This is a genomic window from Clostridium sp. CM74B_53, assembly GCF_036318045.1.
GTDB lineage: Bacteria > Bacillota > Clostridia > Lachnospirales > Lachnospiraceae > Pilosibacter.
In genome coordinates, this window is the sequence record NZ_JAWQDE010000028.1 from 1 (window position 1) to 15,385 (window position 15,385).

13 protein-coding genes and 1 other RNA gene are annotated in these 15,385 nt (G+C 50.5%); all 14 read right to left on the reverse strand.

All coding sequences use genetic code 11. From position 1 onward, the window contains the following. Nucleotides 1–138: 138 nt before the first annotated feature. Nucleotides 139–876: an SLC13 family permease gene (locus V2546_RS15210; protein WP_329752760.1), complete on the reverse strand. Its 738-nt coding sequence runs from the start codon at nt 874–876 to the stop codon at nt 139–141. Between the two features lie 102 nt (nt 877–978). Next, on the reverse strand, nt 979–1,656 hold the full coding sequence (locus tag V2546_RS15215; RefSeq protein ID WP_215703554.1) for a hypothetical protein: 678 nt from the start codon (nt 1,654–1,656) through the stop codon (nt 979–981). Then, complete coding sequence (locus tag V2546_RS15220; RefSeq protein ID WP_215703555.1) at nt 1,644–2,378, reverse strand: hypothetical protein; 735 nt, start codon at nt 2,376–2,378, stop codon at nt 1,644–1,646. Before V2546_RS15220 ends, V2546_RS15215 begins: the two co-directional genes overlap by 13 nt. Before the next feature lie 210 nt (nt 2,379–2,588). Then, nucleotides 2,589–2,933, reverse strand: an RNA gene (rnpB, locus tag V2546_RS15225) — RNase P RNA component class A. Nucleotides 2,934–3,001: 68 nt separating this feature from the next. Continuing rightward, nucleotides 3,002–4,657, reverse strand: coding sequence for a nucleoside kinase (locus tag V2546_RS15230; RefSeq protein WP_329752761.1), 1,656 nt, complete (start codon nt 4,655–4,657; stop codon nt 3,002–3,004). 20 nt (nt 4,658–4,677) lie between these two features. Then, the gene (locus tag V2546_RS15235) at nt 4,678–5,478 is read right to left on the reverse strand and encodes a Nif3-like dinuclear metal center hexameric protein (RefSeq protein ID WP_118532985.1); all 801 of its coding nucleotides are present in this window, start codon (nt 5,476–5,478) and stop codon (nt 4,678–4,680) included. Next, the gene (locus tag V2546_RS15240; protein WP_329752762.1) at nt 5,456–6,253 is read right to left on the reverse strand and encodes a class I SAM-dependent methyltransferase; all 798 of its coding nucleotides are present in this window, start codon (nt 6,251–6,253) and stop codon (nt 5,456–5,458) included. The genes V2546_RS15235 and V2546_RS15240 overlap by 23 nt, the downstream gene beginning before the upstream one ends. A 26-nt stretch (nt 6,254–6,279) precedes the next feature. Beyond that, nucleotides 6,280–7,404, reverse strand: a complete 1,125-nt coding sequence (gene rpoD, locus V2546_RS15245) for an RNA polymerase sigma factor RpoD (protein ID WP_118321184.1) — start codon at nt 7,402–7,404, stop codon at nt 6,280–6,282. A gap of 24 nt (nt 7,405–7,428) precedes the next feature. Then, on the reverse strand, nt 7,429–9,195 hold the full coding sequence (gene dnaG / locus V2546_RS15250; protein ID WP_329752763.1) for a DNA primase: 1,767 nt from the start codon (nt 9,193–9,195) through the stop codon (nt 7,429–7,431). A 28-nt stretch (nt 9,196–9,223) separates the two neighbouring features. After that, on the reverse strand, nt 9,224–10,231 hold the full coding sequence (locus tag V2546_RS15255) for a deoxyguanosinetriphosphate triphosphohydrolase (RefSeq protein WP_118532997.1): 1,008 nt from the start codon (nt 10,229–10,231) through the stop codon (nt 9,224–9,226). A gap of 361 nt (nt 10,232–10,592) precedes the next feature. Then, on the reverse strand, nt 10,593–12,056 hold the full coding sequence (locus V2546_RS15260; RefSeq protein ID WP_118532979.1) for a M20 family metallopeptidase: 1,464 nt from the start codon (nt 12,054–12,056) through the stop codon (nt 10,593–10,595). Between the two features lie 100 nt (nt 12,057–12,156). Further along, complete coding sequence (locus V2546_RS15265) at nt 12,157–12,882, reverse strand: amino acid ABC transporter ATP-binding protein (protein ID WP_117469609.1); 726 nt, start codon at nt 12,880–12,882, stop codon at nt 12,157–12,159. A 10-nt stretch (nt 12,883–12,892) separates the two neighbouring features. Then, complete coding sequence (locus tag V2546_RS15270; protein ID WP_118532977.1) at nt 12,893–13,582, reverse strand: amino acid ABC transporter permease; 690 nt, start codon at nt 13,580–13,582, stop codon at nt 12,893–12,895. A gap of 160 nt (nt 13,583–13,742) precedes the next feature. Next, nucleotides 13,743–14,714: a transporter substrate-binding domain-containing protein gene (locus tag V2546_RS15275; RefSeq protein WP_329752765.1), complete on the reverse strand. Its 972-nt coding sequence runs from the start codon at nt 14,712–14,714 to the stop codon at nt 13,743–13,745. Between the last annotated feature and the right edge of the window lie 671 nt (nt 14,715–15,385).

The window sequence follows — 15,385 nt, forward strand, 5'->3', positions numbered from 1 at the left end:
CATTGTATGCAGGATTGATGATATAGCACGACTGCAAAAATCAATATATGAGAAGTTTACAACACACAGCACAACTATGTGCAATAATCTGATATTTACATGCCAACTATGGCACTATGCAAGAGATAGCAATTCATCTCACCACCTATAGAGGTGGGAGAATTCTTGCTGATTCTTGTTAAACCAGTAGATGGCGTCATAGGTTACCTTCTTCTCCTCTGCCTTTTTCTGTTCGGATTCGATCTTTGCCGCATTTCCGGCGCCGTTTTTCTTTTCGATCATGGCAACTACAAATACGATCACAAATGCCATGAGAACCAGACATGCGATTCCCGGAATGATAAAACTGTAGAGATCACCGGCTTCCACACCTGCAACACTCGCTGCACGCATCGTCGGACCGCCCCACGGAACGATGTTCATCACGCCGTAAGCGCCGCACATTGCGCCGAGCAGAGCCTTCGGGCGGATTCCCATCTCCTTGCAGATTGGTAAGAACGCCGGAACTACGATTAAGAATGTAGTCGCGCCGGATCCGTCTAAGTGTGCAACGAAGGTTGTGAGCACTGCCGCAACGAGAATCGTTGTCACATTCGTTCCCGCTTTTTTGATCAGGAAATTGATGATCGGATCAAAAAGTCCTTTATCGGACATCAATGTGAAATATGAGATAGAAAAGACGAACAGGATCTCTGTGCTTAACATGGAATTCATACCTGTTTTCACAAAACCCGCGATATCTTCCATTCCGAATCCTGCACATGCCGCTGCGATCAGTGGGAGAAGGATGAATGCCACAGGCGGAGTCATCTTTTCCCGAATGAGCACGTACATTAAGACGATCATGAGTACAAAGCCGATGATTGCCAGTTTCATATGTAATACCTCCAAATATTCGTGATACCCCTGTTTTTCCAGCCCGCGGTCAGCGCGCAATTTCACGCTGACCGGACCTGCAGTATTGTATTGTTTTAATATTTACGCTTCCTTATAGGAATTGATCAGGCTTCCCGCTAAAAGAACCTTCTTCTCTGCCTCGGTTACGCCGTTCAGCTCTAACTCAAGGTCGCGGACTGCGCCGTCTTTTCCGATCACTTTTGCCGTAAATCTTGTCGCACCGTCTTCCACTGCTTTGCGGATTCCCGGAAGATACAGGTACTCACCCGGCTCAAGAACGATCTCTTTTTCCGGACATGTGAACGGCAGAATTCCCCAGTTGACGCAGTTGCTGCGGTATCTCTTTGTCGCATACTCGATGCAGATGTTTGCAAGTCCACCGAGTACTTTCTGGCAGCTTGCCGCGTACTCTCTCGCAGAACCATCGCCCGGTCTCTTTGCGTAGAGGACAGATCCGATCCCGGTTGTCTTCATGAGTTCCTCGACCGGAGTGTCAACACCGACCGCCTTGAGTACCTGATAGAAGGTTCCTGCTTTCTCCTTATCGCCTGCAACTCTCGCCTTCTCGAACTCCTGTGCGGCTTTCGCGCGTCCCACATACTGCGGATCCTTCCGGATCAGGGTGAACTCAGAGATCTTGTACGGGTTGGAACGGTAGGAAGCTGTCTCACCGGACGGGATCAGCTCATCCGTTGTTGTCACCTCATCGCGGATCACGCTGGCAACCTGAAGAAGAAGGTTCTCGGTCAGTGCCGGCATCTTCGGCCAGTCTTTGATGGACGGACCGTAAACGATCTCTGTCTCCGGTTTTGCTTTTCCAAATCCATTTTGACGGCTTTTTTCACAGCTGCCACTGTCTTTGCCGCCGTCGTCGGATCGATCATACCGCCCATATCTTCCAGGTGGACTGCGGTCGCTCCGATATTCACATAATCTTTTGCTGTCTGTACAAACGATTCAACAGTGTGTACCGGGCTGGAAGTAAACTGAATATTTCCTTCCACGCGTTTTCCGGCTTTCAGCGCTGCCTTCGCAGCACATGCACAGTTTCTGATATCGTTTAAGCCGTCAAAGATCAGAAAGATATCCATTCCATCCTCAGCCGTCTTTGTCACGAATCTCTCGACCACATCATCCGGATACGGAGTATAGCCTAAAAGATTCTGACCGCGGAGCAGCATGCGCAGCGGTGTTTTTTTACAGACTCTCTTGAATGCCTTCAGGCGCTCCCACGGATCTTCATTCAGATAGCGGATGCAGGAGTCGAATGTTGCTCCTCCCCACATCTCGATGCATTCGTATCCGAAGTCATCCATCTGCTCCAGGATCGGAAGCATGTCCTCCGTTCTCATTCTCGTTGCGATTACAGACTGCTGACCGTCGCGGAAATCCACCGACGCAAGTTTCACTGGTCCGTATTTTTCCGTCCCTTCCCATATTCCGGGAGTATCGGCAGTTTTTGCTTTCTTCCAGAATCCCATAATTTTCATCCTTTCCCTGTGTATGATCTTGTCTGACTGATCAACCATTTCTCTTTCTGAATTCATCATATCATCCGGCTATCATAAAGTAAAATTTCGTTTATTTATCTAATTACATAACTTTTTTTCATCGTTAAGACGTAAAAAGACCGCCTTCCAAAATCTCGCGTTTCCGCTAAGTTTCAAAAGACGGTCTTAATTTCTTATTCAATTCTGAGCAAGACGATAAGCCGGGTTATGTCGTTGGATGGTCATCTATCTAGACCGTCCGTCACCGGACGGCTCAAGCGGCCTACCCGGAAGCAGACGGGCCGCCTTATGCTTCCTGTTTGGCCTTGCTTCGAGTGAGGTTTGCATGTGCCCTCCCTGTTACCAGTGAGGCGGTAGTCTCTTACACTGCCTTTCCACCCTTACATGTTTCCATGCGGTTTATTTCTGTTGCACTGTCTCTGAAGTCGCCTTCGCCGGACGTTATCCGGCACCCTGCCCTTTGAAGCCCGGACTTTCCTCTCCTGCATCCCTGAGAATTGCAGCAGCGACCATCTGTCCTACTCAGAACCTGTTTATTTTAACATATATTTTTTTTTATGTCCAGATAGGATAGGAAGATTTCCACATTTTTCCTACACATTCAGACAGCTTCCCCCGATAAATTCCCTCAGGATCGAAGTTTTCGGGATCACGTCGCTGTCGATCGCAAGGAAATAATCGAGGAACTTCAGAAGCCGCTTCGCCTCATCGTATTCCTCCCGGTCTCTCGGGATATTGAACAATAACGGTTCCGCGTAAAGTTTCAGTACCGCGAGCTCATACACAAGCGCCGAGTTGAACATCACGTCTGCACTCTCCTGGAACGGGAAGATATTTTTATCCTCGCCGCGGCGGACCGACGGCCAGCGCTCGATCGTCTCTAACGCCGAAGTTCCCCTCGTTCTCGCATCGCGTACCATCCGACGGATCAGTCGCCCGTCTGTCGTCGGGATCCGGTTGTGCTCGTCCACATTTAACTGCGTCAGGGCGCTGATATAGATCTTAAATTTGCTCTCCTTCGGAAGCTCGGCCGACATCGCATCATTCAGGCAGTGGATGCCCTCAATGACGAGAATATCCTTCTTTCCGAGTTTCAGGCGATCGCCCTTGTACTCCCGCTTTCCTGTCTTGAAATTAAACCTCGGGAGCTCGATCTCCTTTCCGGCAAGCAGGGCATTCATGTCCTCGTTGAACTGCGGAATATCCACACACCCGAGCGCCTCAAAATCCGGCTGTCCGTTCTCATCGAGCGGATACTCTTCCCGGTTGCGGAAATAATTGTCCACGGAGATCGGATGCGGATTATATCCGAGCGCTGCAAACTGCGTCGAAAGCCGGTGGCTGAATGTTGTTTTTCCCGAAGAAGACGGTCCTGCGATCATCACGATCCTGCGGTCCGGATCCTTCACGGCCTGTTCCGCAACCTGACCGATATTCTTCTCCTGGAGTGCCTCCTGCATCAGGATCAGATCCTGTCCCTTCCCGTCCGCGATCATCTTATTCAGAGCACCGACATTCGGGACCTCAAGACTGTCACTCCAGCGATACGATGAATGAAGGATCGAGAACAGCTTCTCCCTGACCGCCGGATGCTCCACATGCTTCGGATCCGATTTCACCGGAAGCAGCAGCAGAAATCCCGCATGGCACGGCACCAGATCAAAATACTTCACATAACTCGTGTCCGGGACCATATACCCGTAAAAATAGTCCTCAAACTCTCCGATACTGTAAATATTCACCCGAGATGCCCGCCGGTACTGGAACAGCTGCTCCTTATCATGCATCCCATGCTTCCCGAACAGCTCCACCGCATCATCCGTGTTGATGCTCCGCTTCTTGACCGGGATTGCCGCATCCCGCAGCTTCTCCATCTGCGCCTTTACCTTTAAAAGCAGCTTCTCATCCACCGGGACATCCCCGACAAGCTCCCCGTAAATTCCGTTTCCAAGCGCAAAATCGATCTGGATCTTCCTGATCTTCTCTCTCGGGACTACCTCATAAAACGCCTTCAGCATCAGAAAGATCGCACTGCGCTCATATGTCTTATACCCGGCATTCCCCTCCGCCGTGATAAACGAAATCTCCGAATCCTCCGTCAGAGTCTTATCCAGCTCCCTGAGCTTTCCATTCACTCTTACAAGCAGAATGTCATTCTCATACTGATCCTGAAAATCCCTCGCGATCTCCAGATATGTAGTCCCCTCCGGATAAACCTTCCCGATTCCATTCGCCTTCACAACTGCCATAAAACCGCCTCCAATCCATCCTATATCACCACCGCCGGAAACTTCACCGCCATCTTCTTGATCGCAACTTCCTCCGGCAATTTATCCCGCAAAAATCCCTCCATAAAGTCCATAAACACATGCTCCAGCCCATAATGCCCCGCATCAATGATCATCATCCCCTGGGCCGCCGCATCGATTCCCTCATGGTGACTGATATCCCCGGTAATAAACACCTGCGCTCCTGCCCGAAGCGCCTCCCGGATCTCACTTCCTCCGGCACCCGGACAAGTCGCCGCTCTCGTCACCGGCTCATTCTCATAAAGCTCACTCCCGTAGACCGTGACAAACGGCAGTCCAAACCGGTTCTTCACTTCTCTCGCAAGCTCCGGCCCCGTCATCGGCTTCTTCAAAGTTCCGGTCTTTCCGATTCCATAAGCAGTTCCCGAAAGCTCTCCCATAAGCTCCAGCGGCTTCTGATCCACAAAATTCAGCCGGTCCGCGACAATATCCGCCATACATCCCGGGGCCGAGTCAAAATTCGTGTGCATCGCATAATAGGACACATCCGCCTGGATCAGGGAGACAAGACGTCTTCCGATAAAATCCTCATCGGAAACATGCTTCACCGGCTTAAAGATCAGCGGATGATGACTCAAAAGCATATCCGCACCGATCTCTTTCGCCCTCTCCACCGCCGCATCGTCCGCGTCCAGTGTCAGCAGGATCTTCTTTACATCCTTATCCATACGCCCAGCAAGAAGTCCCGGATTGTCCCAGTCACAGGCACAGGACTTCGGCGCAAGCGTCTCTAAAATCTCAATGATCTCCCTGCATTTCATGCTGTACCTCCTGATTTTCCCTCAACTGTACTTTTAACTCCGAAAGACGTTCAGCCGCCCGCTCCGAAGAACCGGCCTTTGCGGAAAGATCCCCGATAAAACAAGCGAGCTTTTCCTCTTCCTCTTTCAGATATGTAAGAAGCACCGGATTTTTCGTCCGGATCAGATAATCCCCGTAGAGCATCCGGCTGTCCTCAGAAAGTCCGGAAAGCCCACTGGCGGAAGCTGCATCCTGCGCATTCCCATCTGCCTGATCTGCACCTTTCAGAGCATCTGCCGCCTGATCAGCGTCACCGGAACCTCTTCTTCGGACATCCATCACCGTATAATACTTCCCGTCCTCTAAGAGCATATCTTCCCTGCGGATCTCAAACCCGTTTTCCAGAAGCCATCTGCGGACCTTAAAGATCTCCGACTGCGGGGACAGCACCCACTGGGACACGGAATCCCACATGTGCCTTCCGTTCTCCAGGATCTTAATGATCAGCTCACCGCCCATTCCGGCGATCACGACCGAGTCCGCCTCCCCGGGAAGCAGCTTTGCCACCCCGTCTGAGAGTCTTGTCGCGATCTTCTCCGAAAGTCCTGCGAGCGCAATATTCTCCGCTGCACGGGAAAGCGGTCCCTTCCGCACATCCATCGCAACTGCCTTTTTTACGATTCCTCTCCGGACAAGTTCCACCGGCACATGCCCGTGGTCCGTCCCAACGTCTGCCGCGGATTCTCCCGTTTCCACGAACGAGAGCACCATCTCCAGGCGTTCTGATAATTTCATATATGTTTTCTCCATTCTTTTTTCGCTTATTCGTCCAGATAATCCTTTAAAACCTTGCTTCTGCTCGGATGGCGCAGTTTCCGGAGTGCCTTCGCCTCGATCTGCCGGATCCGCTCCCTTGTCACATTGAACTGTCTTCCGACCTCCTCCAGCGTCCTCGGTCTCCCGTCATCCAGACCAAACCGCAGCCGCAGGACCTTCTGCTCCCGCTCCGTGAGCGTTGAAAGGACCTCCATCAGCTGTTCATGGAGCAGTGTGTACGTCGCGGCATCCGCCGGCACTTCCACGTTGTCATCCTGGATAAAATCTCCAAGATGGCTGTCCTCCTCCTCACCGATCGGCGTCTCCAGGGACACCGGATCCTGGGAGATCTTCATGATCTCTCTCACGCGGTCTACCGGCATATCGAGCTCTTTCGCAAGCTCCTCCGGCGTTGCCTCTCTTCCGAGTTTCTGTACCAGCTGGCGCTGTGTTCTCACAAGCCGGTTAATCGTCTCGACCATATGGACCGGGATCCGGATCGTTCTCGCCTGGTCCGCGATCGCGCGGGTGATCGCCTGACGGATCCACCAGGTCGCGTAAGTGCTGAACTTGTATCCCTTCCGGTAATCAAACTTTTCCACGGCCTTGATGAGTCCGAGATTTCCCTCCTGGATCAGGTCCAGAAGCTGCATCCCGCGTCCCACATAGCGCTTTGCAATGCTGACCACAAGACGTAAATTGGCCTCGGCGAGCTTCTTTTTCGCCGCCTCATCCCCAAGCTCGATCTTCTTTGCCAGCTCGATCTCCTCATCCGGGGAGAGCAACGGCACTTTCCCAATCTCCTTCAAATACATCCGGACAGGGTCATCCACGCTGACTCCTTCCGGAACTGAGAGGTCGATATGTTCCATATCGATCTCATCCTCCGGGTCCGGATCTTCATCCTCTGTGAACAGATCCGGATCCATATCGTCATCGTTTGACATTTTTAAAACATCAACATGCTTTTTATCCAGGAAGTCATATATGCGGTCCAGCTTCTCAGGTGTCAGTTCTTCCCCCGCAAACGCATCGTGAATGTCCTTCTCTTCCAGGACATTCTTTTTGCTCTTTGCGAGTTCCAGAAGTTTTGATAACTTCTCGTCAAATGTAAGTGTCTTTTCCTCCATAATTCCATCCTTCCCGGCTGGATTCTAGTCCAGTGTGATATTCAGGGCAGCAAGTTCCGACTGCTGCCTGATAATTTCCTGTAATTCTCTGATGTCTGCAGTCTTTCCCTTCACATCCAGACTGTGTTTCTTGATCTTTTTGACTGTCTCGGAAAACGCTCTCCTCTGCTCCTCATTATTTAAGGATTCACTGAGTGTCGCATGGAACAGGGCAGCTACTTCCCTGTATTGTTCCTCGCCCTCGATGAAATGATTCAGGATCTGGGCAGGGTTAACGCTTCCTGTTTTTTCATATTCCTCAAACACCATGGACGCTGCTTCCCGATAGAGTTCATCATCGAAATCCTCCGGCGTGATGATGCCGCGGATCTTTTCAAACAGCTCCGGCCGCTCGATGAGCCATGTGAGGAGCAGTCGCTGGGACTTCCGGATCCCGTCCTCCTTCTCCTTTTTCTGTCGGATCCGCTCTTTGTCATACTCGCGCTCTCTTGTCGTCACTCCGATGAGTCCGCCCATGGAATTCACGAGATTTTTGAGGTCTGCCTCCGGGATCATATACTCCCTTGCGACGGCTTCCGTATAGTTATCCCTCTCAAGCTTTTCCGGGAATTCCAGCAGCTTCTTCGCGACGGCATTATAAAATCCTGTCTTTGACTCCGGATCCTGCATGTTGTACTGGTTCCGGATCACCGAGATCTCGAACATGAAACTCCCGACTGCGTTGTCGATCCGCTTCTGGAACTCCTCTTTTCCGAGGTTCTTGATAAACTCATCCGGATCTTTATACGGCTTCATGTTTAAAACCTTGATGGACATCCCGACTTCTTTCAGGATCGGGATCGCCCGGAGCGCCGCTTTCACGCCGGCTTCGTCGCTGTCGTAAGTCAGGATCACCTGATCCGTATATCGCTTTAACAACATCGCGTGCTGGGACGTAAATGCGGTCCCTAAGGACGCCACGGCATTCGTAAAACCCGCCTGGTGCATCGCGATCACATCGACATATCCCTCGCAGACCAGCATATATTTCGCCCTGGACGTTCTTGCGAAGTTCAGTCCATAAAGATTCCGGCTCTTATCGAAGATCTTCGTCTCCGGGGAGTTTAAATACTTCGGCTCCCCATCCCCCATCACACGTCCGCCGAAGCCGATGACGCGGTTGTTGACGTCCAGGATCGGGAACATGACGCGGTTCCAGAACTTATCCCTTGCCCCGCGCTCATCAATAAAGAAGAGGCCTGTCTCTTTTAAGATATCATCGTGATACCCTTTCGATCGCATATACCGGTACAGATCATCCGGCACTTTGCTGGAATATCCAAGTCCGAAATGACGGATCGTATCATCGCTCAGCCGCCGCTTTTCCTTCAGGTAATCATATCCGATCTTGCCGGATGGCTGCTTTAGCTGGTAATAAAAGAAATTTGCGGCAAGGCGGTTGATCTCCAGGAGCGTATTTTTTAAGCTTGCCTGGGCCTTTGCTTCCTTCGAATATTCCATCTCCGGCAGCGCGATCCCGGCGCGGTCCGCCAGCATCTTCACAGCCTCCACAAAGGTATAATTTTCATATTCCATCACGAAGGAGATCACGTTTCCTCCTGCTCCGCAGCCAAAACAGTAGTACATCTGCTTCGATGGGGAGACAGAAAACGACGGGGATTTCTCGTTATGAAACGGGCACAGGCCGAAATAGTTTGCGCCCTTTTTCTTCAGATTTACATACTGGGACACGATATCCACGATATCATTCCTCGTCCGTACCTCCTCGATCACTTCTTCCGGATAATACACGTTTCATCCCTCCCACAATGCGTATTTTTTATATCTTCCATGCCTTCGGCACAAATAATTCCTCAAACCGGTCGATCGCGTATCCGTCGCTCATCCCGGCAATATAATCGCAGACGACCCGCTCTTTCTTCTCACCGCGGGTCTCCATCATCATCCGGAATTCCTCCGGAAGCTCGTCCACATGTTTCAGATAATATTCATAGAGCGTCACGATCAGCTGCTGCGCTCTTCCCTCCTCGCCTTTTGCGGCCGGATTCCGGTAGACATGCTCGAACATCCACTCTCTCATCCCGCGCATCGCCTGCTCCACATTCGGAGACATGAAGATCGACGGCTTGTCCATGCTGTTGTTGATGATATCATGGATCATGATATTCAGGCGGTCCTTTACCGTATCACCGAGGACATCCGCAAACTCTCTGGGGATATCTTTCTCGGTGATGATCTTCCCGCGGATCGCATCATCGATGTCATGATTGATGTACGCGATCTTATCAGAGAAGCGGACGATCTTTCCCTCCAGCGTCGCAGGGTTTCCTGACGTTCTGTGGTTTAAGATCCCGTCGCGCACTTCCTTCGTGAGGTTTAATCCCTGTCCTTTTTTCTCCAGGACCTCCACGATCCGGACACTCTGTTTAAAGTGGGCGAAACCGTCCTCACAGATCTCATTTAATATGTACTCGCCGGCATGTCCGAAAGGCGTATGTCCGAGATCATGTCCCAGCGCGATCGCCTCCGTCAGGGATTCATTCATCCGAAGCGCCTTTGCGATCGTCCTGGCGATCTGGGAGACCTCCAGCGTGTGCGTCAGCCTCGTGCGGTAGTGGTCGCCTTCCGGGGCCAGAAAGACCTGTGTCTTGTCTTTCAGGCGGCGAAATGACTTGCTGTGCAGGATCCGGTCACGGTCCCGCTGGTAGGCAGGACGGACATCACAGGGGACTTCCTCGCGGTCCCGCCCCAGCGTCTCACTGCTCAGAGCAGCATACGGGCTGAGATTCTGGCGTTCCCATTGTTCCATCGTTTCCCTGATATTCATATCCATCCGCTCCTTTCTGCCGTGAAAACACATCAGCAGGCTCCACGACCGCAGCGACATTTTACGGAATCTTCAATTCAGAAAATTTCCGCCACCGAAAGCAACCATTTGTTCTCCTATCTGAAAATATACTTTTATATTATACCACATTTTTGCGTGTTTTAGAACCGCGATTCCTATCTTTTCGCTGAAAAATGTGTAAAAAATCTGTAAATTGGCGAAATCTGCAGATATGGTTTCATTTTACGGAATTGGCCAAACCAACAAAAGCCGGACAGCTCTGTGCAGCAAACGTCTGCTGCATGATCTGTCCGGCCGGACTTACGACCAGTCTATTTTGTTTTCGTGACTATCTGCACAATTACATCTTCTCGCCCGGAACGACCGGAACCGCGTCCTTCGGGATCGGGCAGATGTAGCCGCCGTAGCGTTTCATCTTCTTATTGAACTCATCTTTCGCCGCCTGAAGAACATCCGGCTTCTCCATGAGATCGATCGCCGTCGCTGCGATGACTTTTCCTGCCAGTAGCATGTTCTTGTGGGCAATGGATGTCCGTCCGCAGGAGACATTCTGCCAGGAATGTCCAGGCGCCTGTGCCGGGAATGTGGAAGTGTTGATCTGCGCGGTCGGAACGCACCAGCTCACATCACCGACATCCGTGGAGCCCATTCTCGGCTTCTCGGAGTACAGGTACGGAACAAGGAACTCATTCATCGGCACGGTGCCATGTTTGGACTTCTCATCCACAAACTCGTAGATCTCATCGCTGTCCTTCGTCGCATCTCCCGGAAGATCCGCAGACTTCATCTCAACAGAATCGTAAAGCGCCTTCGCATACTTTAACTCTTCCTCTGTGTAATGGCAGACGCCAAGGTCATTGAAGTTTTCCCACATCAGGGATTCCAGGACCTTGTTCGGGACTGTGTTGGAGCAGCCGTCGATGAACTTTTTCTCCATCTTTGTGTCCGTCATCATGGATGCCGCAAGCGCGATCCGGTCAACCCGCTCCTGAAGCTCCAGGGCATCTTTGACCCAGATGGAACGGACCATGTAGAGGACCTGCGCTCTCGGCTGGACAACGTTCGGAGAATCTCCGCCGGCATCCGTGATCGAGTAGTGGATCCTGGAGCTGTCCGGCATGTGCTCTCTTAAGAACTGGACGCCGATGTTCATGAGCTCCACCGCATCGAGAGCAGAACGTCCCTTTTCCGGTGCACCGGCTGCATGGGAGGCAACTCCGGTGAACTTATACTCGCTCTGGATACAGGTGTTGCAGGTTCCGGATGTGACCTGGTTCACATTGCCCGGATGCCAGGTGAGAGCCGCGTCGCACTCCGCGAACACGCCGTCTCTTGCCATGAATGCCTTTGTCGCAGCGCCTTCCTCGCCCGGGCAGCCGTAAAGGATCACTTTACCGCTTCCCTCACCTTTTTCTTCCAGATATTTTTTTATAGCAAAAGCCGCAGCCATGGAACCCGCACCTAAAAGGTTGTGGCCGCAGCCGTGGCCGTTTCCGTCTGCGACAAGCTCTTTTCTGGTCTCAGATCCGGCGATCTGGGAAAGACCTGTCAGAGCATCATACTCAGCCAGAATACCGATCACCGGCTTTCCGGAACCGTAGGAAGCGCGGAATGCAGTCTCAATGTTGTCAAAGGGATGTTCGACAGTAAATCCTTCTTCTTTTAATACCTTTGCGTAAAGTTCACCGGATTTGTACTCTCTCAGGGAAAGCTCCGCATAGTCCCAGATCTTATCGGATACGTCGGTGATCACTCCTGATTTCTCGTCGATATAATCGAATGCTGTCTGTTTGGATGCTGACATGTCATGTTCTCCTTTCAAAAATCCCGCCAGGCAAGACTCCAAAAGTCTGCCTGAGCGGGATATGGCTCCTGTTAAAACAGCTTTTCCCGCTGTTCTTTCATCAGTATAATACCTTGCTTAAAAATTCCTGTGTCCTCGGGTTCTGCGGATGATTGAAGACCTCATCCGGAGTGCCTTTCTCCGCGATCACGCCGCCATCCATAAAGAATACGCGGTCGGAGACCTCCCTCGCAAATCCCATCTCATGGGTTACGATCACAGTAGTCATTCCTGTCTTTACAAGGTCCTTGATAACATGAAGAACCTCTCCTACCATCTCCGGATCAAGGGCGGAAGTCGGCTCATCAAAAAGCATAACATCCGGTTCCATCGCCAGCGCGCGCACGATCGCAAGACGCTGTTTTTGTCCGCCGGAAAGCTTCTTTGGGAACTGGTTCTCCTTATCCGCAAGACCAACGCGGTTTAAAAGCTCCCGCATCATCTCGTCGGCTTCCTTCTGTGTTTTCTTTCCGAGAAGGACCGGGGCGAGCGTTACATTCTTTCCAACTGTAAGATTATTGAATACATTAAAGTGCTGGAATACCATTCCCATCTTCTGGCGATGCAGGTTGATATCCACATTCTTGTCGGTAATATCGGTTCCCTCGAAATAGATCTTTCCGGATGTCGGTGTCTCAAGAAGGTTTAAGCAGCGTAAAAATGTACTTTTACCGCCGCCGGACGGTCCGATAACAGAAACGACCTCGCCATGATTGACATGCTCGGTAACACCCTTTAATACCTGAAGACTGCCGAAGGATTTATGCAGATCTTCTACACGAATCAATTCTTTTTCATTAGCGCTCACTTGCGTTCATCCTCCTCTCCAGTAAAGCAATCAGCTTGGACATGATAAATGTCACGCCGAAGTAAATGATACCAACGATGGTTAACGGCTCAAGTACACGGAATGTAAGACCGTTGATGGTCTTAAACTGGGTCATAAGTTCTCCGATAAAGAACGTGGACGCCAGAGATGTCTCCTTGACGATCGCTACGAACTCGTTGCAGAGTGCCGGAAGAATATTCTTAACTGCCTGCGGGAGAACGATATGGATCATGGTCTGGCGCGCGTTTAAGCCAAGGGAACGGGCAGCTTCAGTCTGTCCGACATCGACAGCCTGGATACCTGCGCGGACGATCTCACAGACATAAGCGGTAGAGTTTACGCAGCATGCAGTCATAACGCATGTAAACTCGCTTAAGTTGAGGAACGGGAGCCAGGTCGGCAGCATAAAGTAGAAGAAATATAGCTGCAGCAGGATCGGCGTACCGCGGATAATTTCGACATAAACGGTAGCGATCAGCCGGAGCGGCTTAAATTTTCCGATGCCCACGTTGCTGCGGCGCATCAGTGCCATCAGAGAACCGAAAACGGTACTGATGAGGACGGTGAGGAGACCCATAAACAGTGTCATTCCAAGACCCTGTAAGAATAAGTTCCAGTACTTCATCCAGACTTTTAACATGACGTTAAGAAACTCCATCTGGAAAACTCCTTTCGTAGATAAAACTTGAAAACAGACAAAGGTCTTTCCGGCATTTTCACCGGAAAGACCGAGCTCTGTATTTTCTGTAACCTGAAGTGATAACCGATTCCGTCCTGCGCTGATCTTCCATCACGGAACGAAACGATCCGCTCCGAAATTAGTGCGTCTCGATACCGAGCTTATCAGCAAGAGCAACTGCCTCTTCCCTCCACTGCTCATAGAGACCTTTCTCGTTAACTTCAACGATCACTTCGTTGATCGCATTTAAGAGATCATCATCGCCTTTTTTGACTGCGATAACGTTACCTTCACTTGAATAGTCAAACATGAAATCTGCCATTGCGATATCGTCGTATGTCTTTGCAAGGGATTCACCGTTATCACCGGATACAGCGAGTGCGTCAACCTTGCCTGTTGTTAACATCATAACACCGTCTGTTATATTTGTCACTAACTGGATCTGAACGTCAGACGGAAGCTGCTCTGTAGCAAGCTTGTTCTGTAAGGTTGCGTTCTGGGTAGCAACCTTCTTGCCTGCGAAGGATTCTGCTGTATTGTACTGGGAAGCAAGTTCCTTCTTAACTAAAAGGCCCTGACCTTTCTTCGTGTTTACATTATAACGCTCGGAAAGTCCCATAGCCTCTGCACGCTCATCTGTGTAAGCGAAGCCGGAGATACCCATATCAATGTTTCCGGAAGTAACTGCCTGCTGGATTGCGGAGAACTCCATCGGCTTGATCTCAAGTTCTACGCCAAGCTTCTCAGCGATGTATTTTGCAAGCTCCACATCGGCACCGACATACTCGGTTGTTCCACTGCTGACATCCTTGAATTCCCACGGAGCGAAATCAGGGGATGTTCCCATTGTGATCTTTCCTGCCGCAAGAACTTTTCCGAGATGGCCCTTCGGATCTACATTCTCAAGTGCCTTTAAGGAACCTTCCGCTGCGGCTGCTGCCTCTGTCTTATCTGCTTCCTTTGATTCAGCCGCTGTTGTCGCGTCGGCTGTTGTTGTCTCAACTGCCGTTGTAGCTGCTGCCGTTGTCTCAGTGGTCTTGGAGCTTCCGCATCCTGTAAGAGCAGCAATGACCGCTGCTGTTGTCATAGCTAAAACGATGTTCTTCTTCATAATCGATCCTCTCCTCTTTGTTTCTATCTTTTTCTATGTCTCACATGTGTGATGTTGATACGCATTATAATGTATAATTATTCTTTTGTAAAGCACTTTTTTTATGTTTTTTTACATATTATGCATTTTATACAATATTCGGTGCATAATTATATTGTTTCATGCAGTTTTTTCAATGTTTTATACATTATCAATGCATATATTCATCTTGATAAAGCGTTAATATTTCTTTTTTTGCATAGCGCGTCACCTCTGTGAACCTCACATGACTAAAGTCACATGCTTCTCAGCCGTTTTAAACGGCAAGACCGGATACCGGCGGATACGCCTGAAACTTAGAACTGCGCAGATATGCGCATCCGCCATGCCGGGTACGGCTGGGTTCCACATAACAGGTAGTCCTCCGGATATCTGCCTGTGTTTATGCAGCTTTCGAACATCCATACTCATTCTGAAGGATGAGCAGGTCAGCATAAACGCATGAGGTTCTGCGCTTCACCGCAGGTACTTTTGCCTCCAGTGAAGACCTTTCCGTTTCCGGTAAGGTTTTTATGATTTCCCGAATCCAGTATCTCGCTCCGATATTGTAGGATGCTGACAGATCACAGTTATACTGTTTTCCAGATTGGAAAACACACAGGCTGTGGTTCTTCGGATCTCGGCTGACCGGT

Excerpts from the sequence above, each read along its gene's own strand:
- V2546_RS15210 (WP_329752760.1), bottom strand. The coding sequence starts at position 876 with ATGAAACTGGCAATCATCGGCTTTGTACTCATGATCGTCTTAATGTAC.
- V2546_RS15215 (WP_215703554.1), bottom strand. The coding sequence starts at position 1,656 with ATGCCGGCACTGACCGAGAACCTTCTTCTTCAGGTTGCCAGCGTGATC.
- V2546_RS15220 (WP_215703555.1), bottom strand. The coding sequence starts at position 2,378 with ATGGGATTCTGGAAGAAAGCAAAAACTGCCGATACTCCCGGAATATGG.
- V2546_RS15230 (WP_329752761.1), bottom strand. The coding sequence starts at position 4,657 with ATGGCAGTTGTGAAGGCGAATGGAATCGGGAAGGTTTATCCGGAGGGG.
- V2546_RS15235 (WP_118532985.1), bottom strand. The coding sequence starts at position 5,478 with ATGAAATGCAGGGAGATCATTGAGATTTTAGAGACGCTTGCGCCGAAG.
- V2546_RS15240 (WP_329752762.1), bottom strand. The coding sequence starts at position 6,253 with ATGAAATTATCAGAACGCCTGGAGATGGTGCTCTCGTTCGTGGAAACG.
- rpoD (WP_118321184.1), bottom strand. The coding sequence starts at position 7,404 with ATGGAGGAAAAGACACTTACATTTGACGAGAAGTTATCAAAACTTCTG.
- V2546_RS15255 (WP_118532997.1), bottom strand. The coding sequence starts at position 10,231 with ATGAATATCAGGGAAACGATGGAACAATGGGAACGCCAGAATCTCAGC.
- V2546_RS15260 (WP_118532979.1), bottom strand. The coding sequence starts at position 12,056 with ATGTCAGCATCCAAACAGACAGCATTCGATTATATCGACGAGAAATCA.
- V2546_RS15270 (WP_118532977.1), bottom strand. The coding sequence starts at position 13,582 with ATGGAGTTTCTTAACGTCATGTTAAAAGTCTGGATGAAGTACTGGAAC.
- V2546_RS15275 (WP_329752765.1), bottom strand. The coding sequence starts at position 14,714 with ATGAAGAAGAACATCGTTTTAGCTATGACAACAGCAGCGGTCATTGCT.